16 protein-coding genes and 1 pseudogene are annotated in these 23,571 nt (G+C 72.0%); 7 read left to right on the top strand and 10 right to left on the bottom strand.

Annotated elements, in window-relative coordinates; genetic code table 11:
• Nucleotides 1-99: 99 nt before the first annotated feature.
• The 5 genes from AC1VVG_RS33275 to AC1VVG_RS33255 all read left to right on the top strand — a co-directional run bounded on the left by AC1VVG_RS33275 (nt 100) and on the right by AC1VVG_RS33255 (nt 2,563).
• The gene (locus AC1VVG_RS33275; RefSeq protein WP_069705771.1) at nt 100-516 is read left to right on the top strand and encodes a hypothetical protein; all 417 of its coding nucleotides are present in this window, start codon (nt 100-102) and stop codon (nt 514-516) included.
• A gap of 96 nt (nt 517-612) precedes the next feature.
• On the top strand, nt 613-978 hold the full coding sequence (locus tag AC1VVG_RS33270) for a hypothetical protein (protein ID WP_482837534.1): 366 nt from the start codon (nt 613-615) through the stop codon (nt 976-978).
• Nucleotides 979-1,176: 198 nt separating this feature from the next.
• Nucleotides 1,177-1,725, top strand: a complete 549-nt coding sequence (locus tag AC1VVG_RS33265; protein ID WP_482837533.1) for a type 1 glutamine amidotransferase domain-containing protein — start codon at nt 1,177-1,179, stop codon at nt 1,723-1,725.
• Nucleotides 1,726-1,729: 4 nt separating this feature from the next.
• The gene (locus tag AC1VVG_RS33260; RefSeq protein ID WP_482837532.1) at nt 1,730-2,062 is read left to right on the top strand and encodes a DUF1488 family protein; all 333 of its coding nucleotides are present in this window, start codon (nt 1,730-1,732) and stop codon (nt 2,060-2,062) included.
• Between the two features lie 255 nt (nt 2,063-2,317).
• Nucleotides 2,318-2,563 (top strand): hypothetical protein, encoded by a 246-nt coding sequence (locus AC1VVG_RS33255; RefSeq protein ID WP_034190091.1) that lies wholly within the window; start codon nt 2,318-2,320, stop codon nt 2,561-2,563.
• Nucleotides 2,564-2,593: 30 nt separating this feature from the next.
• Here AC1VVG_RS33255 and AC1VVG_RS33250 read toward each other — a convergent pair whose 3' ends face one another.
• Entirely contained in the window at nt 2,594-3,844 is a 1,251-nt protein-coding gene (locus AC1VVG_RS33250; RefSeq protein ID WP_482837531.1) for a phosphatidylserine decarboxylase family protein, read from the bottom strand.
• Between the two features lie 110 nt (nt 3,845-3,954).
• Between AC1VVG_RS33250 and AC1VVG_RS33245 the strand changes: the two genes are divergently transcribed.
• Nucleotides 3,955-4,203 (top strand): hypothetical protein, encoded by a 249-nt coding sequence (locus AC1VVG_RS33245; protein WP_482837530.1) that lies wholly within the window; start codon nt 3,955-3,957, stop codon nt 4,201-4,203.
• A 92-nt stretch (nt 4,204-4,295) separates the two neighbouring features.
• On the opposite strand, the gene treY is transcribed toward AC1VVG_RS33245, so the two are convergent.
• The 9 genes and pseudogenes from treY to AC1VVG_RS33200 form a co-directional block, all read right to left on the bottom strand.
• Nucleotides 4,296-7,061, bottom strand: a complete 2,766-nt coding sequence (gene treY / locus AC1VVG_RS33240) for a malto-oligosyltrehalose synthase (RefSeq protein WP_482837529.1) — start codon at nt 7,059-7,061, stop codon at nt 4,296-4,298.
• Nucleotides 7,058-9,301, bottom strand: a complete 2,244-nt coding sequence (gene malQ, locus AC1VVG_RS33235; protein ID WP_482837528.1) for a 4-alpha-glucanotransferase — start codon at nt 9,299-9,301, stop codon at nt 7,058-7,060. Before malQ ends, treY begins: the two co-directional genes overlap by 4 nt.
• Complete coding sequence (gene treZ / locus AC1VVG_RS33230; protein WP_482837527.1) at nt 9,298-11,169, bottom strand: malto-oligosyltrehalose trehalohydrolase; 1,872 nt, start codon at nt 11,167-11,169, stop codon at nt 9,298-9,300. Before treZ ends, malQ begins: the two co-directional genes overlap by 4 nt.
• A gap of 8 nt (nt 11,170-11,177) precedes the next feature.
• On the bottom strand, nt 11,178-13,292 hold the full coding sequence (gene glgX / locus AC1VVG_RS33225; RefSeq protein WP_034190002.1) for a glycogen debranching protein GlgX: 2,115 nt from the start codon (nt 13,290-13,292) through the stop codon (nt 11,178-11,180).
• Nucleotides 13,293-13,324: 32 nt separating this feature from the next.
• Nucleotides 13,325-15,532, bottom strand: coding sequence for a 1,4-alpha-glucan branching protein GlgB (glgB, locus tag AC1VVG_RS33220; RefSeq protein ID WP_482837526.1), 2,208 nt, complete (start codon nt 15,530-15,532; stop codon nt 13,325-13,327).
• Nucleotides 15,529-18,942, bottom strand: coding sequence for a maltose alpha-D-glucosyltransferase (gene treS / locus AC1VVG_RS33215; RefSeq protein ID WP_482837646.1), 3,414 nt, complete (start codon nt 18,940-18,942; stop codon nt 15,529-15,531). The genes glgB and treS overlap by 4 nt, the downstream gene beginning before the upstream one ends.
• Complete coding sequence (locus AC1VVG_RS33210) at nt 18,942-22,334, bottom strand: maltotransferase domain-containing protein (protein ID WP_482837525.1); 3,393 nt, start codon at nt 22,332-22,334, stop codon at nt 18,942-18,944. Before AC1VVG_RS33210 ends, treS begins: the two co-directional genes overlap by 1 nt.
• 151 nt (nt 22,335-22,485) lie before the next feature.
• Complete coding sequence (locus tag AC1VVG_RS33205) at nt 22,486-22,974, bottom strand: phage protein NinX family protein (RefSeq protein WP_034190005.1); 489 nt, start codon at nt 22,972-22,974, stop codon at nt 22,486-22,488.
• A pseudogene (locus AC1VVG_RS33200) lies at nt 22,860-23,200 on the bottom strand (endonuclease/exonuclease/phosphatase family protein); the annotation flags it as partial. The gene AC1VVG_RS33205 and the pseudogene AC1VVG_RS33200, both read right to left, overlap by 115 nt.
• A 112-nt stretch (nt 23,201-23,312) precedes the next feature.
• On the opposite strand from AC1VVG_RS33200, the gene AC1VVG_RS33195 reads away from it, so the two are divergent.
• Nucleotides 23,313-23,555 carry a DUF6566 family protein gene (locus AC1VVG_RS33195; protein ID WP_049035449.1) on the top strand — a complete coding sequence of 81 codons (243 nt, stop codon included), beginning with the start codon at nt 23,313-23,315 and terminating at the stop codon, nt 23,553-23,555.
• The last annotated feature ends 16 nt before the right edge of the window (nt 23,556-23,571 follow it).

The raw sequence follows: 23,571 nt of genomic DNA, 5'->3' as shown, positions 1-23,571 counted from the left end.
CGTGCCGCGCGGCGCGCCGCTGCCGGCGACGGCATGGGCCTTGCTGAAAGGTACGGGCAGGCTTTTCCATGACCGCATCACCACCAGGGAGACAACACCATGGAGTCAGTATTGAAATCGATGTGCGTCGCGCGGCGCGTGCTCGCTTGCGCGGCTGTCGCGATCGTTGCGGCCGCGCCGGCCGCATGGGCCCAGAACACGCAGCGTCCGGACGAAGGAACGGGCGCACCGAATCCGTCGATGGACATGTCGACGCCGGACACCAACGGCAATACGGCCGCGCCGCCTCCGCCCGCCAGCCCGAAGCGGCACGGCGCGAAGCACGGCATGCCGTCGCACAGCGGGGCGGCAGGCCACGTGAAGCCGGGCGGCGGCCCCAACGGTGCGGGTGCGGGCGGCAGCGGTGCCGCGGGGGGCGGTGTCGGTGGCGGTACGGGCGCGGGCAACGGCGGCTCGCCGGGGGCGACGGGCTCGGGCGGCGGCGGGGCCGGCGGCGCGGGTTCGAGCGGATATTGAGGCGGTAATCGACGGTGTCGTGCCGGCGCGGCCGGCACGGCGCGATGGCGGCGCGGTTTCCAGGACCGGCGCACCGCCACCACGCAGGAGGACATCATGCAATCGAATTCCCGGATTTTGCTGGAGAACGAAGAGATCGACGGCGACGCGATCGACGCGGACGATCTCGACACGACCGTCCAGGTCGATGTCGAAACGGGCCGGATCATGTTCCATGCGGCATGGGCGCTCACGCCCGAAGCGCCGCCCGAGGTCGCGCGGCATGCGGTCGTGCTCGCACTCGACTGCGACACGATGGAGCGTTACGCGGATCTCGACGACGGCGCACGGATGCGCGTGCACGCAATGCTGCACGAGGCCGTGCAGCAGACGCTCGACCAGTTGCCCGACACCGACGAGCACCTGACGCTGACGGTCGAACTGACCGACGCGATGCTCGACGCCGCGCGCCATCTGCAGTAGCCGTGGCGGATCGCCCTGCCGCATCGGATTACATCCCGTTGAAATCTTTGCAGCCGGTACGTGGCGACGTCGAATGGCCGGCCGCGCGCACGCGCGTGGCGGCCTTCGCGTGATTGCGGGGTGGTTCCCCGGCCGGCACGCCGATTGCGGCGCAATCGACGCGGCACGACGTGTGCCGCCATTCCGACGGAGGCATTCATGAGCGGCAGGCTGGATCATTGCAGGGTAGCCATTCTCGCGGTCGACGGTTTCGAGGAAGCCGAACTCGTCGAGCCGCAGCGCGCGCTCGCGGCCGAAGGCGCGCAGGTCGACGTGATTTCGCAGCAGCGCGGCGAGATCCAGGGTTTCCGGCACGTCGACAAGGGCGAGCGCGTGAAGGTCGACCGCACGTTCGACGAAGCGCGCGAAGGCGACTACGATGCGGTCGTGCTGCCCGGCTGCGTCGTAAACGGCGACGCGATCCGGATGCTGCCGGCCGCGCGCGAATTCGTGACGGCGGCCGTCGGCGCCGGCAAGCCGATCGCGGCGATCTGCCACGGCGGCTGGCTGCTCGTGTCGGCCGAACTCGTCGAGGGCCGCACGATGACGAGCTGGCCGAGCCTGCAGGACGATATCCGGCACGCGGGCGGCAAGTGGGTCGACGAGGAGGTGGTGCGCGACGGCAACCTGATCACGAGCCGCAAGCCGGCCGACCTTCCCGCGTTCAACGGCGCATTGGTCGATCGCCTCGCGGCGCGGGGCGCATAGCGCGATGCCGGCCGATTCCGCCCGCCAAGTAACGCTGACCGCCGCGCCGCCCGTGTTCGACGGGGCGGCGCTGCAGTTGCGTTTCGTCATCGAGGTCGATGGCACGCCGCAGACCTGGGCGATCACGGTCGAAGCGCTGGAAGATCATTTCGGCGCGCGCTCCGCGCTGGAGGCCGACCTGCGCGACGCGTTCGAACGCGGCCGTGCGCGCATCGAGGCGGCATGTGCGGACCTGCTGGCGAACGGCAATGAGGGTGATGTCGTGCTGCACAGCGGGTATTTCCGGGCGCCGGCGGGCCGCGCGCGGGCAGGGCTGTTCCCTTCCGGGCGGCGCTGACCCGCGTGCCGTTCCCGTGCCGGGATTCGGGCGCACCCAGGCCGCCGGCCTTACACGCAATTGAAAACTTTCCAGCCGGGCGCACCCGCCGTCCGGTGCCACATCGCGCGGCAGGCACGCCGCCCGGACATCGATCGCCTCACGCCGGCTGGCACGGACCCTGCATGTTCATCCCGTTGCCGGCGCACGATGCGCGCCGCACGCCGATGCGGCGCCGGGGGGGCGTCGCGCGCAGCCGTCAACGGGGAAACGAGCATGCTGACCGCCCATGAATTTGCCGCGCTGTTCCTGGCGCATCACGCGCCGGAACAGATCCAGATCGATCGCGACGACATCGTCGCCCTCGTCGAACAACACCTGATCGTGATGCAGCACGACGACGCGTCGGGCGAGCACCGTCCCGCGCTGACGGCCGACGGGCTGTCGGTGCTGCGCAGCGTGCAGCGGCATGACGCGGCCGAATCCGGCGCGATCGGCCTGAGCGACACCGCCGACGCGTAATGTTTCGCGGTTGCGCGCTGCGCGCGCCGCTCACCGCGCAATCGCCACGGCTGCGTTGACCCGCACGACGGGCGCCGGGCCGTCGTGCGGCGGAGCATGCAGGAAGCGGTCGATCACGCCGGCTTCGAACAGCAGACAGTACGTCGACCCGCCGAACTGGAAATAACCGATCTCGTCGCCCTTGTCGACGCGCTGCCCCGGCACGACCTCGATCACGCACGACGACACGTCGCCCATCCCGACGAACACGGCCGCCACGGTGCCGATACCGGGATCGTCGCAGGAAAAGGCGACCACCGCGCGCGCGGCGACGGACGTCATGTAGCCTTGCGAATCGTTGAGTCCGGCAGGGTCCGGGCCTTCGGCTTCGGCGACCGAGTAGTAGGCGCCGTCGACCCGGTACGCATGCGTGACGACACCACGCACCGGCGCATGCCAGCGATGGTAGTTGTAGGCGCTGAGATAGGCCTGGTAGACGTCGCCGCCGACGAAGCGTTCGGCCAGCGACAGCCGCGCGGGCGTGAAGAGATCGCGCAGCGAATACGGCTGCGCCTTGATCCAGAACGTGTCGCGCAGCTTCACGTTCGTTTCGGTGTGATACGGCGCGGCCTCGCACGCGCTGACGATCACGTGCGGATCGTCGGGCGCCGCGACCGGCCGCGCGCCGTCGCGAAAGCGTCGCGTGAAGAAATCGTTCCACGAATCGAACCCCCAGTGCGGCTGGTCGTCGCGATACCGGAATTGCGACAGGCCGAGGCGCTCGTACGCTTCGTCGCAGAACCAGCCGTCGGGCGCCGACGTGTCGAGATGCGCGCGCGAGTGCGGGCCGCCGAGGAAGTCGCACCACACGGTCAGCATGCGCTTCAGGTGGGCGTTGACGGTCTGGTCGCGAAACACCGCGTGGCCGGACGGCATGCACATCGGCCAGTCCAGGAACGCGTTGATCGGGCAGACGATCAGGCTCGCTTCGCTGAACGGCGGCGTGTAGGTCATCAGGTGATCGAGCACCGTCATCAGTTCGCCGATCGACGTGTAGCCCAGCCGGCGGCCCGACGCGACCGCTTCGTCGATCGCGCGGCTCAGCCCCATGCGCAGCACCGCGTGATCGTCGAACAGCCGCGCGAGGTCCTGCACGGCCGGCGTGCGCAGCCGGTCGCCGGCATGCGCGCGCGCTTGCGCCGCGACTTTCTCGCGGAACGCGGCCATATGAGCCTCTTCGCGCGCCATCCAGTCGCCGAGCCGGCGGCGCGTGGCGGGCGGCGGGTTGGAATGGGTGGACATTGTCTCCTCCGGACGTCGGTTCGCGTGAAGCGCAGCAAGATGCCTGCCCGGCGGCGGCACCGGAATTGCGACGCTCGTTCGACGACTGTTTCATGACACGGGAGAGCAAGATGAACACGACTTCGAAGGCACGACAAACGAAGGAGGCCAAGGCGACCGACACGCGCCGCGGCGGCGGACAGCATACGGTGACGCCGACGCGCCCGCGGGTGCGTGCCACCCGGGCCGCGCCGCGCGATGCGCGACGGCCGACGGAGCACGACGCGAGCGGGCCGGTGGCGGCGCACGACGGCCACGGCGAGGACAAGCCGTTATGGGAAGACGACCGCGGGGCGATGCCGCCGGAAGAAGGGTCGTGAGGCCGTCATCGCGCAGCGGCCGCCGCTCGGTCGTTGACGCGGACGATCGTGTACTGCCGGCGCGCGGCACGCGCCGGCAGGGTGAATCGGCTTCAGCGTCCGGCACGCGCCGCAACGAGCACCGCGACCGGCAACCCGCTCAGGCAGCGCTCGAGCGCCAGCACGCCGTCCGTCGCATCGATCTCGGCGCGCCCGTCGAGCCAGTCCGTCCACGGCCCTTCCATCGCGCGCGGCAGCACGACCGCCGTATCGCCCCACCGCGCGGGTTCCACGCGCGGCAAGCCGGGCGTTTCGCCCAGCAACCGGCACGCGAGCCGCGTCGCGATCACCACCACGGCGGCCGTGTCGTCGCACCGCGCGAACGCGATCGCGTGACGTGCGAGCCTGCCGCGCACGCGCAGCGGTACGTACGCGCCCTCCGCGAAGGTCGCCGGCCAGCGCGCACGCAGCGCGAGCATCCGCTCGACCAGCGCCCGCTTCACGCGCGCATCGGGCCACGCCGGCAGGTACGACGCGACCGGTCCGTCAACGCGCTCGGCCGCCAGCGTGGCGAACGGCACGTCGCGCCGGTTGTCCGGATCGACGAGCGAGTGATCCCAGGATTCGGTGCCTTGGTACAGGTCCGGCACGCCGGGCGACGCGATCCGCAGCGCCGTCTGCGTCAGGCTGTTGACGACACCGGCCGGCGCGATCCGCGCGACGAACGCGTGCAGCCGGTGCGCGAAATCGCCGGGGCCGCGCGGCGTCAGGATCGCGCGGACGAACGCGTCGCAGTCCCGTTCGTAGCGCTGCTCGGGCGCCAGCCAGTCGGTATGCCGCTTCGCTTCGCGCAGCGCCTTCGTCTGCCACTGCGCGACGCGTGCGGCGAGCGCGTCGAGACCGGCCGCATCGTCGGGGGCGAGTGCGGGCGGCCAGCAACCGACGAGCGTCTGATACAGCATCGCCTCGGCGGCCGGCCCCGGCGCCCACGCGAGGTCGCGGTGCGCGCGGCCGCGGTGCGGCAGGTTCAGCGCCGACCAGTCGAGCGACACCGCGCGCCACGCATCGGGCAGCTCGCTGAGCACCGCGAGCCGCGCCCGCGCGTCCTCGCCGCGCTTGTGGTCGTGCGTGGCCGTCGCGACGAGCCCGTGCGGCACGGTGCGCGCGCGGCGCCGGTTGCGCGCATGGAACGCGCCGCGCGACAGGCTGAAGTCGCCGGCATCGGCGCCGACCTCGTTGCGCGACAGCAGCCGGCCGTAGCGGTAGTGGGCCGTATCCTCGACGCCTTTCGCGGCGAGTGGCGCGGTGAGCTGCGCGAACGCGATGCGCGCCGCATGGCGCTCGGCCGGCGCCGCGCGCGGCACGCGCACGACCGGCAAGCCCAGCCATGCGGCGACCCGGTCGAGCGCGAACCGGTCGGCCGGCTCGACGGCTGCCCGCGCGCTTTCGTAGGCTTGCGCGAGCACGCGGAGATCGGCGTCGGCCAGTCCGTTGCGCGGTGACGGATAGGTGCGGTACACGGGCAGCCGCACCGCGAGTTCGCCAAGTACGCGCTGAATCGCGATCCGGCTGACGTCCCGCGTCGCGGGCGACGCGCGTGCGACGCCGTGCAGCAGCCGCGCGACCCGCGCATGCTCGGCGGCGAGCTGGCGCATCAGCACGCGCCGCTTGCCGTCGAGCACCTCTTGCGCGAACGTGCGCGATGCGCCCGACACGGCGGCCCAGTGCGCGGCGAGCGGCTCGGCGCCGGCGGGGTCGTGCAGCAGCGCGCCGACATCGTTCATGAAGTCGTAGCCGGTCGTGCCGGCGACGGGCCAGTCGGCGGGCAGCGCCTCGCCGGGCGCGAGGATCTTCTCGACGACGACGTACGGCGGTGCCCGACGCTGAGTGGCGAGTCGCGCATCCAGCCGCCGGCAGTACGCCGGCGGATCGGCGAGGCCGTCGACGTGATCGACGCGCAAGCCGTCGACAAGCCCCGCCGCATGCAGGCGCAGCGGCAGCGCATGCACGGCGTCGAATACCGCGTCGTCGTCGACGCGGACGGCCGCGAGCGTCGCGATGTCGAAGAAGCGCCGCCAGTTCAGTTCGTCGGCAGCCGTGCGCCACCACGCGAGCCGGTAGTGCTGGCGTTCGAGCACCTGGTGCAGGCGGATGCGCGAACGCGCGAGGCGCGGGTCGGCCCCGCGCAGCACCGCGTCGAACGCGTGCGGGCCGTGCGCGGCCGCATGATCGCGCAGCGCCGCATGCGCGGCGGCCAGCCGCGCGCTGTCGCGCGCCGGCGCGGCGTCGAAGCGTTCGGCGAGGGCGTTCAGGTCCGCGCGGTTCGCGAGGCGCAGGATCTCCGCATACGTGGCGGCGGCCACCGGCAGCCGCCGTCCGGGGCATGCGACGAAGAAACGTCCGGCGGCCGGGTCGACGCCGAGCGTGATGTCGCCGGCTGCGAGCGCGTCGGCATAGGGCACGCCGAGGCACGGCAGCAGCACCTTGCCGTCGAGGTCTGGATCGGGCGGGTGCCAGTCGATATCGAAGTAGTGCGCGTACGGGCTCGCCGGTCCCCATTCGAGCACGTCGTTCCACCAGCCGTTCGACGATCCGCCGACGCCCATGTGGTTCGGCACGATGTCGACGATCACGCCGAGGCCCCGTGCGCGCAGCGCGTCGACGAGCCGGACGAAACCGGCTTCGCCGCCGAGTTCGGGATTGAGCACGCCGTAGTCGACGGTGTCGTAGCCGTGCCGCGAGCCCGGCTCGGCCGTCGCGACCGGCGACAGGTACAGGTGGCTCACGCCGAGCCGCGCGAAGTAGTCGGCGTGCGCGGCGGCGTCGTCGAACGTGAAGCCCGCATGAAGCTGCAGCCGCAGCGTCGCACGCGGTGTCATGCGCCGCGCCTCGGTGAACGGCGCGCGTGTACGATCGCCGCGATGCGTTCGCGCACGTCGGCGTCGACCAGCGTGTCGATCGTGCGCGGCAGCCGCTGCCGCCAGTTCGGATGGCCGCACGGCGGCCCCGGCAGGTTCGGCTGCGCGTCGAGCGCGAGCAGATCCTCGAGCGGCACGATCGCGAGCGGCGACGGGCCGTGCGCGACGTACGCGAGGATCGCGCTCACCGGCGGCGCGGCGGCGGGCGGCACGGCGGTGCCGGCCGGTGCACAGCCAGCTTGCTGCATCGCGTGCCACAGCGCCGCGCGCTCGGTCGCGCGTGCCGCATGCGCGGCGGCGAGGCCGGGGGGCGGGACGGAAGGCGGGGCGGGAGGCAGCAAGGCGTCGCCGCTTTCCGGCGGCTGCACGGTGTCGTGCCCGGACGGCGCGCTTTGCACGATCTCGTCGGCATCGTGCGCGCTGGCGTCGTCCGGCGCGGGGGCGGCCACCTCGCCCCCGGCGGGCGCGTCCGTTTCGCTGCGCGCCTTCGCGGCGTCGGCAGCGGCCTGTCGCCACGCCAGGTCGACCCCGCGCCACCAGCCGCCAACGGTCGGCAGATCGTGCGTCGACGTCGTCGCGATGGCGTCGCGGTCCCAGGCGGACGGCGGCCGGAATGCGCCGCTGGCGTCGCGCTCGAACCACAGCACGCGCATGCCTGCGATGCTCTGTGCGCCGAGTCGTTCGCGGAATCCGGCCGGCACGGTGCCGAGATCCTCGCCGATGGCGATCGCGCGATGGCGGGCCGCCTCGAGCGCGACGAGCCGCACGAGATCGTCCAGCGGATAGCGCAGGTAGGCGCCGTCGCGCGGCGAGCCGCCGTCCGGGACGATCCACATCCGCGCGAAGCCGAGCACGTGATCGATGCGGATGCCGCCCGCGTGCGCGAAGGCGGCGCGCAACAGGTCGACGAACGGCGCGAAGCCGTCGGCGCGCAGCGCGGCGGGCGTCCACGTCGTCACACCCCACGCCTGGCCGGCTGCGTTGAACAGGTCGGGCGGCGCGCCGAGCGACACGCCGCGCAGCAGCGCCGTGCCGTGCGCCCACGCGTCGCTGCCCGCGCGATCGGAGCCGACCGCGAGATCGGCGATCAGCCCGGTCGCCATGCCCGCGCCGCGCGCGGCGTGCTGCGCGTCGCCGAGCGCGCGCGATGCGCACCATTGCAGGAACGTGTGGAACGCGATCGTGTCGGCGTGCTCGTGCGCGAACGCCTCGACTTCCGCCGATCCCGGCGTGCGCCACGGCGCCGGCCACTGCCGCCAGTCCGCGCCGATCCCGTGCTCGATGCAGAACGCCTGCAGCGCATCGAAGCGCGCATGCGCGTCGAGCGCCGCGCCGCCCGCCGCGCGAAACCGCTGGTATGTGTCGCGCGACGGGTCGTTGCCGGCGCGCCACGCGTCGAAGCATGCACGCAGGCGGCGCAGCTTCATCGGCAGCACGCGCGGCCAGTCGATCAGCGGCGCGTCGGCCGGGCCGGCGGGCGCGTGATGCGCGCCATCGGCGCCCGGCACCGCGTCGCAGTCGAGATACGCGACGTTGTGCCAGCGCCGCGACGACGGCGAATACGGGCTGTCGTGCGCGGGAAGGGCCGGATAACCGGCGTGCGTCGGGCTGATTGCGACCGCCTGCGCGCCGTGTCGCGCCACCTGGGCGACCAGCCGCGCGAGGGCCGTGTAGTCGCCCGCGCCGTCGTCGCCGCCGCGGCGCAGGCTGTAGAGCTGGGCCGCGATGCCCCAGCGGCCGCCCGTGTCGTGCGCGTGCGCCAGGGTGTCGAACGGGCGCGCCCGCTGCGGCGCGATCGCGAGCCCGATGCGCTGCTCGCCGATGTCGAGCGCGTGATAGCCGGGCATCGAAAGGGGCGGCAGCAAGCCGTGCTCGCCGGCACCGCCGACGCGGCCGTCGACGTGCCCGCCGGTCTCGAACGAGATCCGGAAGCGCGCGCCGGGCGGCGCGAGCGTCGCGGGCAGGGCGAGCGCCAGCCCGGCGTCGCCGGTCACGAGGCGCGGCGGCGCCGCGTTCCCGTCGGCGAGTGCCGCCGCGCTGTCGACCCGCTGGGCCGCGGTGCCGCACGGCCAGCCGAGCGCATCGACGAGCGCGGCGAGCGCGACGTCGTCCACCCGCCGCGCGACGCCGCCGGCGTCGGTCCAGTCGGTTTCGAGGCCGGCCGCGTGTGCGAGTACCGCGATCGAGACGTCGGTCGTCATGATCCTCCCAGTCCGTTCGCGCGGTGATGCCGCGCATCGTGGTTGACCGCGCCGTCGCGCCACGCGATGCAGGCACGTGGCGGCATCCGCAAGTCGCGCAGCCGGTCGCGGGCGCGCGGCGGCGTCTCGAACACGAGCTTGCCGACCGGCAGCGCGGGCAGCACCGCATCGTGCGAGCCGAGGTTCAGCGCGATCGTCAGCGTGCTGCCGTCGCCGAGCCGCCAGCGCGCGACGAGTGCCTGCGGCTCGTCGTCGCCCGCGAGCAGGTCGACGCCGAGCACGTGCGCGCCGGGCAGATGCGGCGCCACGAGCGCCATGCGCACGGCCAGCGCGCTGCGGTAGAAGCGCTGCCAGGCGGCCGCGTCGGCCCAGGAGTCGTCGGGCGGGTGGTGCAGCGACGACCGGACGAAGGTCGCGATGTCGTTCGGATCGGGAATCCGGTCGCGATGCGCGGGATCGGCGAATGCGGGAAACGCCGCGAATTCGCGGCGCCGGCCTTCGCGCACGGCATCGGCAAGCGCGCCGCGATAGTCGGTGAAGAACTGGAACGGCTGCGTGCTGCCGTCTTCCTCGCCCATGAACAGCAGCGGGATCGGCGGCGCGAGCAGCATCAGCGCGGTGACCGCGCGTACCGCGTCGTCGTTCGCGAGCGCGCGCAGGCGTTCGCCGAACGCGCGGTTGCCGATCTGGTCGTGGTTCTGCAGGAACGTGACGAACGCGGTGGGCGGCAGGTGCGCGCTCGGCTCGCCGCGCGCGGCGCCGTCGTGCAGCGGCGACGGCTCGCCCTGGTACGCGAACCCTTCGGCGAGCGTGCGGGCGAAATGGCGCAGCGGCGCGTCGGCGTACGCGCGGTAATAACCGTCGCGCTCGCCGGTCAGCAGCACGTGCGCGCTGTTGTGGAAGTCGTCGTTCCACTGCGCGTCGAACCCGCCGGGGCCGAGCAGGCTCGCCGCGTTGCGCTCGTTCTCGAGCACCAGATGGATGTGGCGTGCGTCGCCCGCGTACGCGCGCACGCGGCGCGCGAGTTCGCGCAGCCACGCATCGTCGTCGATCGCGTGCGCGGCGTCGATGCGCAAGCCGTCGACGCGAAATTCGTCGAGCCAGTACAGCGCGTTGTCGATGAAGAACGCGCTCGTCTGCGGGCACGAGAAGTCGATCGCCGGCCCCCATGCGGTCTGCCGGTCCGTGCGGAAGAAGGCGGGCGCGTAGCGCGGCAGCAGGTTGCCCTCGGGGCCGAAATGGTTGTACACGACGTCGAGGAACACCTGCAGACCGAGCCCGTGCGCGGTATCGACGAGCGCCTTCAGTTCCTCGGGCCGCCCGTACGACGTGTCGGGCGCGAACGGCAGCACGCCGTCGTAGCCCCAGTTGCGCGCGCCGGGAAACGCGTTGACGGGCATCAGCTCGACCGCGGTCACGCCCAGCGCGGCGATCGACGGCAGCCGCCGTTCGACGCTCGCATAACCGCCGCAGGCGCCGACGTGCAGCTCGTACAGCACCGTCTCGTGCCACGGGCGGCCGCGCCATGCATCGTGGCGCCAGCGATAGGCGCCCGGATCGACGACCTGGCTCGGGCCGTCCACGCCGCCGGGCTGGAAGCGCGACGCGGGATCGGGCACGACGAGACCGCCGTCGAGCCGGTAGCGATACAGTGCGCCGGGGCCGCACGGCGCGACCGTCTCGAACCAGCCGTCGCCGACGGGTGTCATCGGGATCACCTGCTCGCTGTCGTCGTGCAGCTCGACGGCGGCCGCACGGCTCGCGGGCGCCCACAGCCTGAAGCGCGTGTGGCCGGCATCGATGCAGGTGGCGCCGAACGACGAGTCGAATGCATGCGTGCCGGACGGGCCGGCGGAACGGGTTGTCATGGCGATCCTCACGAAGGCGGGTCGAGCGGCACGGCCGCGACCGCGATCGCGGCCGCATGCGCGGCGACGTCGAGACCGTCGGCCGGCCAGGTGCGCGGGCCGGCGTCGGGCGTGGCCGTATCGACCAGCACGCGATACTCGAGCACCGGTGCGGGCGGCACGAACACGATCGTCTCGGACGACGCGTTCAGCATCACGAGCAGCGCCTCGGTGCGCCCGGTGCGGCCCGTGCCGACCCGCCGCATCGTCAGCGCGCGGCGTTCGCGGTCCTGCCACGCGGGGACGGTCAGCGCGTCGCCGTGCTCGTCGAACCAGCCGATCTCGGCCATCCCCGGCGCGCCGTCGCGATCGCCGGACGGATAGCCTGGCGCCGACATCACCGGGTACATGCGCCGCAGCGCGGCGAGCCGCGACACGAAGCGCATCAGCGTCACGGCTTCGTCACCACGCGCGAGATCCCAGTCGAGCCACGACAGTTCGTTGTCCTGGCAGTACGCGTTGTTGTTGCCGTGCTGCGTGCGGCCGAATTCGTCGCCGGCCACCAGCATCGGCGTGCCGAGCGCGGTGAACAGCGTCGCGAGCATCGAGCGCGCGACGCGCGAGCGTACCGCGCGAATCGCCGCATCGTCGGTCGGCCCCTCGACGCCCCAGTTCGCGCTGCAGTTGTCGTCGCGGCCGTCGCGGTTGTCCTCGCCGTTCGCGTCGTTGTGCTTGGCCGAGTACGACACGAGATCGGCGAGCGTGAAGCCGTCGTGCGCAGTGACGAAATTGACCGACGCCCACGTATGGCGCCGGTGGTGGTTGAACAGGTCGGCGGAGCCGGCGAGCCGCGCGGCGAGTTCCGGCCGCTGCCCCGCGTCGCCGCGCCAGAAGCGCCGCACGGTGTCGCGAAAGCGGTCGTTCCATTCGGCGAAGCCGGGCGGGTGGCGGCCGAGCTGGTAGCCGCCGGGGCCGAGATCCCACGGTTCGGTGATCAGCTTGCGCTGCGAGAGCACCGGGTCCTGCCGCAACGCGTCGAAGAATCCCGCGCCGGGATCGAAGCCGTGCGCCTCGCGGCCGAGCGTGACGCCGAGATCGAAGCGGAAGCCGTCGATGTTGAACGCGGTGGCCCAGTAGCGCAGCGAGTCCATCACCATCTGCAGCACGCGCGGATGCGACAGGTTCAGCGTGTTGCCGCAGCCCGTCTCGTCGACATGAAACCGCTGGTCGCCCGGCACGAGCCGGTAGTAGCTCGCGTTGTCGAGGCCGCGCCACGACAGCGTCGGGCCGAGCTGGTTGCCTTCGGCGGTGTGGTTGTAGACGACGTCGAGCACGACCTCGATGCCGGCCGCATGCAACTGGCGGATCGCGATGCGCATCTCGTCGAGCCGCCGCGTCGCGAGATACGCGGGCTCCGGCGCGAAGAACGCGGCCGTGTCGTAGCCCCAGTAGTTGCGCAGCCCGCGGTTCACGAGCGCGCGCTGCTGCAGGAACGCGTGGATCGGCAGCAGTTCGACCGTCGTCACGCCGATCGACAGCAGATGATCGACGAACGCCGGATGCGCGAACGCCGAAAACGTGCCGCGCTCGGGCACGCGCAACCCGGCGCGCCGCATCGACGCGCCGCGCACGTGCGTCTCGTAGATCACGGTGTTGCGCCATGGCACGCGCGGGCGCCGGTCGGTGCTCCAGTCGAACGCCTCGTCTACCACCACGCATTTGGGCATCGCGGGCGCCGAATCGCGGCGGTCCAGCGACAGGTCCGCGCGGTTCGAATGCACACGATAGCCGAACAGCGCGTCCGACCAGCGGAACTGGCCGACCAGCTTGCGTGCGTACGGGTCGAGCAGCAGCTTGGTCGGGTTGAAGCGGTGACCATGCTGCGGCTGGTACGGGCCGTCCGCGCGAAACCCGTACACGGTGCCCGGATGGGCGTTGGGCAGGTAGCCGTGCCACACCTCGTCGGTGCATTCGGGCAGGTCGAGGCGCGCGAGTTCCTTGCGGCCGGTCGGATCGAACACGCACAGCTGGATGCGCTGCGCGTGGGCGGAAAACACCGCGAAGTTGGTCCCGAGGCCGTCCCAGGTCGCACCGAGCGGATAGGCGCGGCCGGCTTCGAGGCGGGCGGGCAGGGCGGTCGGCATGGGGCGAATCTCCGAGTCGAGGGAGCGGGAAATCACGCGGGGGTCAGCCACAGCGTCGCGAGCGGCGGCAAGCGCAGGGTCGCCGACCACGCCTCGCCATGGGCGGGCACGGCCTCGGCCCACACGGCGCCGTCGTTGCCGGCGTTGGTGCCGCCGTACGGCGCGGCATCGGTGTTCATCAGTTCGCGCCAGTGGCCGGGGGCGGGCAGCCCGAGGCGGTAGCCGGCGCGCGGCACGGGCGTGAAGTTGCAGACGGCGACCACCAGGTGCCCGGCGTCGTCGCGGCGCGCGAACGCGAACACGCTGTTGTCGCGGTCGTCGCCGATCAGCCAGGCGAAGCCGGCCGCGTGGCAGTCGAGCGCATGCAGCGCCGGTTCGGCGGCGTAGGTCCGGTTCAGGTCGCGCACGAGCCGCTGCACGCCGCGATGGGCCGGCGCGTCGAGCAGGTCCCAGTGCGGCGTCGCATCGTGCGCGAACTCCGCCCATTGCGCGAATTCGCTGCCCATGAACAGCAGCTTCTTGCCCGGATGCGCCCACATGAAGCCGAAGTACGCGCGCAGCGTGGCGAGCCGCTGCCACGCGTCGCCCGGCATCTTCGCGACGAGCGAGCCCTTGCCGTGCACGACCTCGTCGTGCGACAGCGGCAGCACGAAGCGCTCCGAGAACGCGTAGACGAGCCCGAACGTCATCCGGTCGTGGTGATGGCGGCGGTGGATCGGGTCTTCGTGCAGGTACGCGAGCGTGTCGTGCATCCACCCCATGTTCCATTTGAAGTCGAAGCCGAGCCCGCCGTCGCGCGTCGGCGCGGTGACGCCCGGCCACGCGGTCGATTCCTCCGCGATGGTGACGACGCCGCCCGGCGCGGCCGCGCCGTGCAGCGTGTCGTTCAACTGGCGCAGGAACGCGACCGATTCGAGGTTCTCGCGGCCGCCGTACCGGTTCGGCACCCATTCGCCTTCCTTGCGCGAATAGTCGCGGTACAGCATCGACGCGACCGCGTCGACGCGGATGCCGTCGACGTGGTAGCGGCGCGCCCACGCGAGCGCCGACGCGACGAGGAACGCGCCGACTTCGGCACGCCCGACGTTGAACACGCAGGTGTGCCAGTCGGGATGCAGCCCTTCGCGCGGATCGGCATGCTCGTACAGCGCGCTGCCGTCGAACTGCGCGAGGCCGTGCGGATCGTCCGGGAAGTGCGCGGGCACCCAGTCGACGATCACGCCGATGCCGGCCGCGTGCGCGCGGTCGACGAACCGCGCGAAGCCGTCGACCGGCCCGAAGCGCGCGGACGGCGCGAACTGCGCGAGCGGCTGGTAGCCCCATGATCCGCCGAACGGGTATTCGGCGATCGGCATGAATTCGACGTGCGTGAAGCCCATCCCCTGCACGTAAGGAATCAGCCGCTCGGCGAGCTCGTCCCACGTCGCGCTGCGATTCATCTCCTCGGGCACGCGCTGCCACGACTCCGGATGCACCTCGTAGATCGACCATGGCACGCGGTAGCGGTCGGCGCGCGGCCGCGCGTGCATCCAGCCGTCGTCGTGCCACGCGAATGCGTCGAGCGCCGCGACGTCGGCGACGACGGACGCCGTGCGCGGCGGCGCTTCGGTCGCGCGCGCGCACGGATCGGCCTTGTGCGGCAGCACGCGCCCGTCGGCCGCGCGCAGCTCGTACTTGTAGCACTCGCCCGCGCCGATGCCGGGCACGAACAGCTCCCACACGCCCGACGGCCGGCGCAGCCGCATCGGATGGCGGCGGCCGTCCCACGCGTTGAAGTCGCCGACCACCGACACACGCTGCGCGTTGGGCGCCCAGACCGCGAAGCGCACGCCGTCGATGCCGTCGATCCGTGCGGGCGTCGCGCCGAGGCAGTCGAGCACGGCGGCCGGGTCGCCGGACGAGAGGCGCGCCAGTGCGGCCTCGTCGAGCAGCGTGCCGAACGCGTACGCGTCGTCGATCACCTGCCGCGCGTCCGGCCAGTCGATCGCGAGCCGGTAGTGAGTCGCGCCGCCGTTGCGTGCGATGGTTCCCGCGAAGCAGCCTGCGCGATCGACGCACGCGAGCGTCGCGAGTTCGTCGCCGTCCGGCGCCAGTGCACGCACGCGTTCGGCGCCGGGCAGCAGCGCGCGCACGACGGTCCGGCCAGCCTGCCCGTGCGGGCCGAGGCACGCGAACGGATCGGGATGGCGGCCGGCGAGCAGCGCATCGATATCGGTGCGGTCGAACAACGTATCGGTCATCGCGTGTCTCCGTCGTCGTCGGGCGGGCCGCCGTCGCCGAGCAGGCGTTCGACGAGCGCCGCGAGCCCGCCGACCGGCACGCTCAGCCAGTCCGGCCGGTTCGCGGCTTCGTAGCACAGCTCGTATGACGCCTTGTCGATCAGGAACAGCGCGAGCAGGCGGTCGGCATAGCGCGGATCGACGAAGCGCGCGGGAGCGAGATCGGCGGCCGTGCGATAGCAGTCGACGAAGCGGTCGGCGGCCGCCTGTCCGAAGCGGTCGAACAGCGCACGCTTGCGGCCGGCCGCCTGCGGCGGCGCCTTCTCGATCGCGAACTGCGCGGTCGCGCTCACGTACGACAGCGAACGCAGCAGGCCGGCGACGTCGCGCAGCGGATGCGATTTCGCGCGGCGGTGCTCGAGCGGGCGCGCCGGTTCGCCCTCGAAGTCGATCAGCAGCGCGTCGCCCTGGACGTCGAGCACCTGGCCGAGATGGAAATCGCCGTGAATCCGCAGGCATTGCGCGTCGAGCGTGCGCGGCACGAGGTCGCCGAGCGCCTGCACGGCGGCGTCGCGCGACGCGAGCAGCGTGTCGGCCGTCGCGCGCATCGCTGGGTCGAGCGTATCGAGCCGCGTGCGCAGCACGTCGAGCGCGCGCTCGAGCGACGCGATCGCGTCCGCGCACCAGCCGTCGACGTGGTCGGGCGTGGCATGCTCCGGTGCGAACGCGGGGTCGCCGGACGGCTGCGCGAGCGCGACGTGCAACTGTCCGAGCCGCGTGCCGATGATGCCCGCGAACGCTGCGTAGCCGAGCAGCGCATCGGGTGCTTCGTCCGCGTCGGCCGTTTCTTCGTCGTCCGCGGCCGGCAGCGCGAGTTCGTCGACCGCCCGCCGCAGGAAGTCGAACGAGCGGGTCCACGCGTCGCCCTGGTTGTCGACGTAGCGTTGCAGGATCGCGACCGTGTGCGGCGTGCCGTCCGGATCGACGTGCACGACTTCGCCCGCGAGCGTCGCGGTGTTCGCATAGCCGATGCGCGTCAGATGCCGGCTCATTTCCGCTTCCGGGTGGATGCCGTGCGCGACCTTGCGCACCAGCTTCAGCACGATCGCGTCGCCGATCACGAGCGAGCTGTTGCTCTGCTCGGCCGCGAGCCAGCGGATGTCCGCGTCGTCGCCGGGATCGAGCGCCGCGAGCGCCTCCTCCGGCAGGAACGCGAGCCGGCCGCCGTCGGCGGTCGGCACCGTCGCGCCGTCGCGCAGCTTGCGCAGTATCCCGCGCGCGAACGCCGGCAGCGCGAACGCATCGGTCAGGTACCCGACCGTATGGCCGCGCCGCACGCGCGCCAGTGCCAACTGCGCGAACAGCGGCTGCGAGGTCTCGCCGCCCCATGCGGTGGCGAGCGGCACGACGTAGCGTTCGACGCCGCCGTCGCTGGCCGACACCCACGCCTCCGCATACTGGAACGGCTCGTCCGGCATCGGCGTGACGACATTCAGCCACGCGTCGCCGATCGCGCGATCCTTCGACGCGAACCAGCGCCGCCGCGCGAGCCAGGACGCGAGCGCGTCGTGCGCGAGCGCGTGCAGCTGCGCGACGTCCGGCCGCGTTTCGCCGCGCCGCATCACGAGCGTCACGTATTCGGGCAGCGGCTCCGCGTGCGGCTGCCGCCACGACGGTTCGCGGCCGTGCTCGGCGAGCACGAACCACAGGAACCCGTACGGCGGAAAGGTGAGGAGATACGGGAGCTGACCGATCGGCGGAAACGGCGAATCGGACGTCATCTCGATCGGCACGCGGCCCGCGAATTCGGACAGGTCGAGCTCGACGGCCTGCGACGCGCGCGACAGGTTGGCGACGCACAGCACCGGCTCGTGGCCGTCCAGCTCGCGCAGGTACGCGAGCACCTTGCGGTTTTCCGGCCGCAGGAAGCGGATCGTGCCGCGCCCGAACGCCTGCGAGGCGCGGCGGGTCGCGAGAATGCGCCGCGTCCAGTTCAGCAGCGAATGCGGGTCGCGCGTCTGCGCCTCGACGTTGATCGCGTCGTAGCCGTACAGCGAGCCCATGACCGGCGGCAGCACGAGCAGCTCGGGGTCGGCGCGCGAGAAGCCGCCGTTGCGGTCCGACGACCATTGCATCGGCGTGCGCACGCCGTCGCGGTCGCCGAGGTGAATGTTGTCGCCCATCCCGAGCTCGTCGCCGTAGTAGATCACCGGCGTGCCGGGCATCGACAGCAGCAGCGAGTTGATCAGCTCGATGCGGCGCCGGTCGCGCTCCATCAGCGGCGCGAGCCGGCGCCGGATGCCGAGGTTCAGCCGCGCGCGCCGGTCGCTCGCATAGGTCTGCCACAGCAGGTCGCGCTCCGAATCGGTGACCATCTCGAGCGTCAGTTCGTCGTGGTTGCGCAGGAACACGGCCCACTGGTTGCTCGGCGCGAGCGCCGGCGTCTGTCGCATGATGTCGACGATCGGGAAGCGGTCCTCGCTCGCGATCGACATGTAGATGCGCGGCATCAGCGGAAAGTGGAACGCCATGTGGCATTCGTCCTCGTTGCCGAAATACTCCTGCACGTCCTCCGGCCACTGGTTCGCTTCCGCGAGCAGCATCCGGTTCGGGTATTCGGCGTCGATCGTCGCGCGGATCCGCTTCAGGATCGCATGCGTCTCGGGCAGGTTCTCGTTGTTCGTGCCTTCGCGCTCGACCAGGTACGGCACCGCGTCGAGCCGCAGCCCGTCGATGCCGAGGTCGAGCCAGAAGCGCATCACCTGGATCACTTCGCGCACCACGGCCGGGTTGTCGAAGTTCAAGTCGGGCTGGTGCGAGTAGAAGCGATGCCAGTAGTACTGGCCGGCCACCGGGTCGTGCGTCCAGTTCGACGTTTCGGTGTCGAGGAAGATGATCCGCGTGCCCGCGTATTTCGTGTCGGTGTCGGACCACACGTAGTAGTCGCGATGCGCGGAGCCCGGCTTCGCGCGGCGCGCGCGCTGGAACCACGGATGCTGATCCGACGTGTGGTTGATCACGAGCTCGGCGATCACGCGAATGCCGCGCGCATGCGCTTCGCGGATGAAGCGCCGCACGTCGGCGAGCGTGCCGTAGTCGGGATGCACGTCGCGGTAGTCGGCGATGTCGTAGCCGTCGTCGCGGCGCGGCGACGGGTAGAACGGCAGCAGCCAGATCGTGTCGACGCCCAGTTCGGCGATGTAGTCGAGCTTCGCGATCAGGCCGGGGAAATCGCCGATGCCGTCGTTGTTCGAGTCGTAGAACGACTTCACGTGCACCTGGTAGATGATCGCGTCCTTGTACCACAGCGGATCGTCCGTGCAGAGCGCGGGGGCGCGGCGGCGCGCGCGACGCCGGCGCGGCGTGCCGGCCGGCGCGAGCGACGGGAATTGCGCGCGGCGCACGTCGTCGAGGGAATCTTCGCGTTTCATCATCCATGGGCTCCCGAGGAGGGGCGGGCGACGTCCGGTGCGGGCGCCGCCGCCCGCGCGGCGTCCGGCGACGGCGCGAGCCGCCAGATTGCGTAGGGCCGCACGTGCGGATCGAGCGATACGTACTGACGATGCCCGCGCCACGTTTGCGCGTGGGCCGCATCCTGTTCGAGCGCGTCGAGCGGTTCGCCGTCGACGAGCCCGAAACCGCGCCACAGCGCGGCGTCGAGCGTGAAGTTCGCGGCCTGCGGATGCCACGGGTCGAGGCTGATCGCGACGACGACCACGCTGTCGAACGCAGGCGTCGCCTTCACGAACACGAGCACGTTGTCGTTGTCCGCCTCGACGAACGCGAGGCCCAGATGCGTCTGCAGCGCCGGGTGATCGCGCCGCGCGCGGTTCAGCCGCGCGATTTCCGTGCCGATGTGCGCGGCCTTGCTCCAGTCGCGCGCGCGCAGTTCGTACTTCTCGGCGTTCGCGTATTCCTCGCTGTCCGGCAGCGGCGCCGACTCGCCGAGCTCGAAGCCCGAGTACATGCCCCACGAACCGGCCAGCGTCGCCGCGAGCGCCGCGCGGATCACGAACTGCGCGCGCGGCGCGTTCTGCAGGTGGCGCGGGTTGATGTCGGGCGTGTTGACGAAGAAGTTCGGCCGGAAGAATTCGCGCGCGGGGCCGGCCGTCAATTCGGTCAGGTAGTCGATGAAGTCGCGCTTCGATTCGCGCCACGTGAAGTACGTGTACGACTGCGAGAAGCCGATCTTGGCGAGCCGGTACATCATCCCCGGCCGCGTGAACGCCTCGGACAGGAACACGACGTCCGGATGCCGGCCGCGCACGTCGCCGATCATCCATGCCCAGAACGGCAGCGGCTTCGTGTGCGGGTTGTCGACGCGGAAGATCCGCACGCCCGCGTCGACCCAGAACAGTACCGCGTCGCGCAGCGCGAGCCACAGGGCCGGGAGCGCATCCGGTGCATAGAAGTCGGGGTTCACGATGTCCTGGTAGCGCTTCGGCGGATTCTCCGCGAAGCGCAGCGAACCGTCGGGGCGCCACGCGAACCAGCCGGGATGCTCGGCGAGCCACGGGTGATCGGGCGAGCACTGGATCGCGAAATCGAGCGCGATCTCGAGCCCGTGGTCGCGCGCGGCATCGACCAGCGCGCGAAACGACGCGAGCGTGCCGAGGTGCGGATGCACGGCCGTATGGCCGCCGTCGGGCGAGCCGATCGCATACGGGCTGCCGACGTCGTCCGGGCCGGCGCTCAGGCTATTGTTGCGCCCCTTGCGCGCGGTCGTGCCGATCGGATGGATCGGCGGGAAGTACAGCACGTCGAACCCCATGTCGCGAATGCGCGGCAAGTGCGCGAGCACGTCGTCGAACGTGCCGTGCCGCCGCGGATCGTCGCTCGCCGAACGCGGAAACATCTCGTACCAGCTCGAAAAGCGTGCCTTGCGGCGTTCGACGTCGACCGGGTAGGCGGTGTCGTCGTGCGTGGCGAACGGGCGGTAGCGCAGCGCCGCGAATGCGTCGGCGAGCGGCGGCGCGGCGAGCAGCGCGCGTCGCGCATCGGGCGGCGCGTCCTTGAACTCGGCGACGAGGCGCTCCATCCGCGCGCGGGCGCGCGGGTCGACCGGATCGGCGAGCTTGAGCGCGGTCGCGAGCAGCAACTGCGCCTCGCGCAGTTCGAGCGTCACGTCCTGGCCGGCCGCGTGCTTCTTGGCGACGTCGTCGACGAGCGACGCCCAGTCGTCGCGCCAGGCGATCACGCGGAATTCATGCCGGCCGAGCCGGTCGAGCGCGACGCGCGCATGCCAGCGGTCGTTCGGCCCGGCTTCGAACGGGACTTCTCGCCACGCGTCGTCGCCGTCGGCGCGCCACTGGAGCGCGGCCGCGAGATGCGCGTGGCCGTCGGTGAAGATCGACGCATGGACGACGAGCGACTCGCCGATCACGCGCTTGACCGCGAAGCGGCCGTCGTCGACCGACGGCTCGACGCGCTCGATCGCGATCCGGTCGGCCGCGAGCGCGGCCGACAACGCTTCGCGCTCGCGCGCGGCATCGGGGCGCGTCGTGACGGCGGGCGCCGGCCACGCGTGCAGCAACGCGTAGGCGCCGGGTTCGAGTGTCAACGGTGCGAGCGCGGCAGGCGGCTGCGTGTGCGCGCCCGCCTGCGTGGCGACACGCGTGAAGCCGCCGGGCACGCCGGGCAGGATCGTCGCGGGGTCGACCGTCGCCCGTGCGTCGAGAGCGGGATTCAGCGCGATCAGCAGCGCCGCGTCGTCGTGTTCGAGCGACGGGCCGGTGCCGCGCAGCAGCACCGTCGCGGCCGCGCCGGGCGCGCTCAGTTGCGCGATCTCGCCGCGGGCCGCCGCGACGGGCGTCGCACGCCGCCAAGCGTTCGCATCGGCGATCGCGCCCGACAGGTCGAAACGCCCGTGCTCGAACGCGGCGCGGTAGCGCCCGGCGTCGGCATCGCGCGCCATCAGCGGCACCGCGACGCCGCGCTCGAAGCCCATCGGCACCAGCCAGCCGGTGCCGACGGCCGCCGCCGTCCACAGCGCGCGGCGATATGCGCGGGCGACGGTGTCGTCCGGCGCGTCGGGCCAGTCGTCGGCGAGACGCGGGCCGTCCAGCGCGTCAGGGAACGCGATCGGCGAGCCGATGCGCCGCAGCAGCCGGTGCTCGTCCGCGAACCACGGCGCGTGCAGGTCCCACCAGCGTACCGACGAAAACACCGCGTCGAATCCGGCCGCCTCGAGCTGCGCGAGCGCGTCGCGCGCATGGCCGGGCACGCCCGCGAGCACCGCGACGTCGGGGCGGGCGCGGCGCAGCGCCGCGCGCCAGCCCGGCCACCAGTCGGCCGGCAGGTGATGGGGCGCGTCGATCAGGAAGCCGGCCGCGCCCGCATCGGCGAAGGTGGCGAGGTGCGCGCACCACCAGGCGGCCAGCGCGTCGCGTACCGCTTCGTCGCCGCTGTTCGCGTGCGCGATATCGAGCGCATGCGCGGTGCCGCGCGGGTCGATCAGCGCATCGTCGTGCGTGAGCTCGACGTACCAGTCCGGATGCTCGGCGCGCAGCGGGTTGTCGCGCGCGATGCGGTCCGGCACGACTTCGAGCAGCAGGCGCAGCCCGTGGCCGTGCGCGAGTTGGGCGAGCCGCGAGAAGGTTTCGAGCGCGCTCGCGCGGGTCGCGAAGGCCTGCACCGGCCGCCGGTAATCGGCCACGTGGCGCGGAAAGCCCGCGACGCTCGCGGCCCAGAACGCGCCGACGAGCACGTGATCGAAACCCATGCCCGCGATATGCGCGAACGTCCGCGACCACGCGTCGAGCGGCCCGACGAGGCGGGCGTCGCAGAAATAGAGGTGCGGAGCAAAAGTCGGCGTGGAGTCCATGGCGTGGCGCGGGGCGGGTGGCGGTCGGTGACGCCGGTGCGCCGCAACACGCGTGCCCGCCCCGCGGTTTCCCGGCGGGCAAGGCGGGTGCGCGAAGCCGGCCGGCGCCGGGACTGTCGTTTTTACATGACCGCAGGGAAGGCGCATGCACTTACATACGCGGGATCGAACGGATATCGGTGCTGTCGCCGCTGCCGCGATCGTCATCCGCGGCGGGTAACGGCACGCCGGGGTCATAGCGCACCACGGTGCCGTGTTCGATGCGATGCGCGAACGGCGGCGGGGCGTCGACGTCGTCGCCGAAGCGTGCGCGCACGAACGCGCGCAGCAGCGCCACGCGCGCGTCGCGGCCGTGCGCGCCGCAGGTCGACGGCCCGTCGACGAAGGTTGCGTCGCATTCCACGTCGTCGCCGTGGCGGGCGATCCGCAGGTCGTCGACGCGATCGAGCACCGTGCCCGCGTCGGCCCACGAGGTCGACGGCGCGAACGGCGCGTCGAGGTGCCGGAACGCGTCGCAGGCGGCCGTCACGACGACGGTCGGCGCGACGGCCGTGAAGCGCAGGGTGTCTTCGTCGTCCGCGCACAGCGCGCGGGCGCACCAGTAATCGAGATCCTTGCCGTCGAGGGCGTCGGTTTGCATGGGTCGCTCCGCCGAATCGAAAAAGGGCTCAGCGCGCAAGCAACGTGCCCGTTGCGGGGGGCGTGCGCATCCGCGCCACCAGCGGGTAGTGGTCGGACGCATGCCGCGCCCGCGCGCTGCGATGCACGACCACGTCGACCAGCAGCTCGCCCGGGTGGATCCAGATCCGGTCCAGCGAGAACACCGGGCACACGGTCGGGAATGTGCGCGGCGCCGGCGCGCGCCGTCACCGCGTGGATGACCGGGCATGAGGCTTGCGCGCAAGTCCCGACGGGTGCGCGGCGATCATGTGGCGCGCATTTCTTGATCGATATCGCAGAGAAGGACAGGAGGCCACCGTGCAACATCAACAGGACGCACAGGTTCGCGACCCGTATCGCGGTCACGAGATCCTCGTCTGGGCGCGGCGCGATGAAAACGGCGCATGGCGCGACGAGGTGCAGGTATATGTCGGCGGCGCACGCATCGAGAGGGTCGCGCCGGAACCGGCCGGCCCGGAATGGCTGACCGAGCTCGAGGCGCTGCGCGCGGGCGTCGAGCGCGGCCGCTACCTGATCGACAAGCGTGTGGACGACGACTGACCGGCGGCGCTTGCGA

It is taken from the genome of Burkholderia sp. L-4 (assembly GCF_056856535.1).
The sequence above is the reverse complement of the archived record's forward strand: the minus strand, read 5'-3'. Positions and strand labels throughout refer to the sequence as shown.

Coding starts and splice junctions, on each gene's coding strand:
- AC1VVG_RS33275 (WP_069705771.1), top strand. CDS start 100: ATGGAGTCAGTATTGAAATCGATGTGCGTCGCGCGGCGCGTGCTCGCT.
- AC1VVG_RS33270 (WP_482837534.1), top strand. CDS start 613: ATGCAATCGAATTCCCGGATTTTGCTGGAGAACGAAGAGATCGACGGC.
- AC1VVG_RS33265 (WP_482837533.1), top strand. CDS start 1,177: ATGAGCGGCAGGCTGGATCATTGCAGGGTAGCCATTCTCGCGGTCGAC.
- AC1VVG_RS33260 (WP_482837532.1), top strand. CDS start 1,730: ATGCCGGCCGATTCCGCCCGCCAAGTAACGCTGACCGCCGCGCCGCCC.
- AC1VVG_RS33255 (WP_034190091.1), top strand. CDS start 2,318: ATGCTGACCGCCCATGAATTTGCCGCGCTGTTCCTGGCGCATCACGCG.
- AC1VVG_RS33250 (WP_482837531.1), bottom strand. CDS start 3,844: ATGTCCACCCATTCCAACCCGCCGCCCGCCACGCGCCGCCGGCTCGGC.
- AC1VVG_RS33245 (WP_482837530.1), top strand. CDS start 3,955: ATGAACACGACTTCGAAGGCACGACAAACGAAGGAGGCCAAGGCGACC.
- treY (WP_482837529.1), bottom strand. CDS start 7,061: ATGACACCGCGTGCGACGCTGCGGCTGCAGCTTCATGCGGGCTTCACG.
- malQ (WP_482837528.1), bottom strand. CDS start 9,301: ATGACGACCGACGTCTCGATCGCGGTACTCGCACACGCGGCCGGCCTC.
- treZ (WP_482837527.1), bottom strand. CDS start 11,169: ATGACAACCCGTTCCGCCGGCCCGTCCGGCACGCATGCATTCGACTCG.
- glgX (WP_034190002.1), bottom strand. CDS start 13,292: ATGCCGACCGCCCTGCCCGCCCGCCTCGAAGCCGGCCGCGCCTATCCG.
- glgB (WP_482837526.1), bottom strand. CDS start 15,532: ATGACCGATACGTTGTTCGACCGCACCGATATCGATGCGCTGCTCGCC.
- treS (WP_482837646.1), bottom strand. CDS start 18,942: ATGAAACGCGAAGATTCCCTCGACGACGTGCGCCGCGCGCAATTCCCG.
- AC1VVG_RS33210 (WP_482837525.1), bottom strand. CDS start 22,334: ATGGACTCCACGCCGACTTTTGCTCCGCACCTCTATTTCTGCGACGCC.
- AC1VVG_RS33205 (WP_034190005.1), bottom strand. CDS start 22,974: ATGCAAACCGACGCCCTCGACGGCAAGGATCTCGATTACTGGTGCGCC.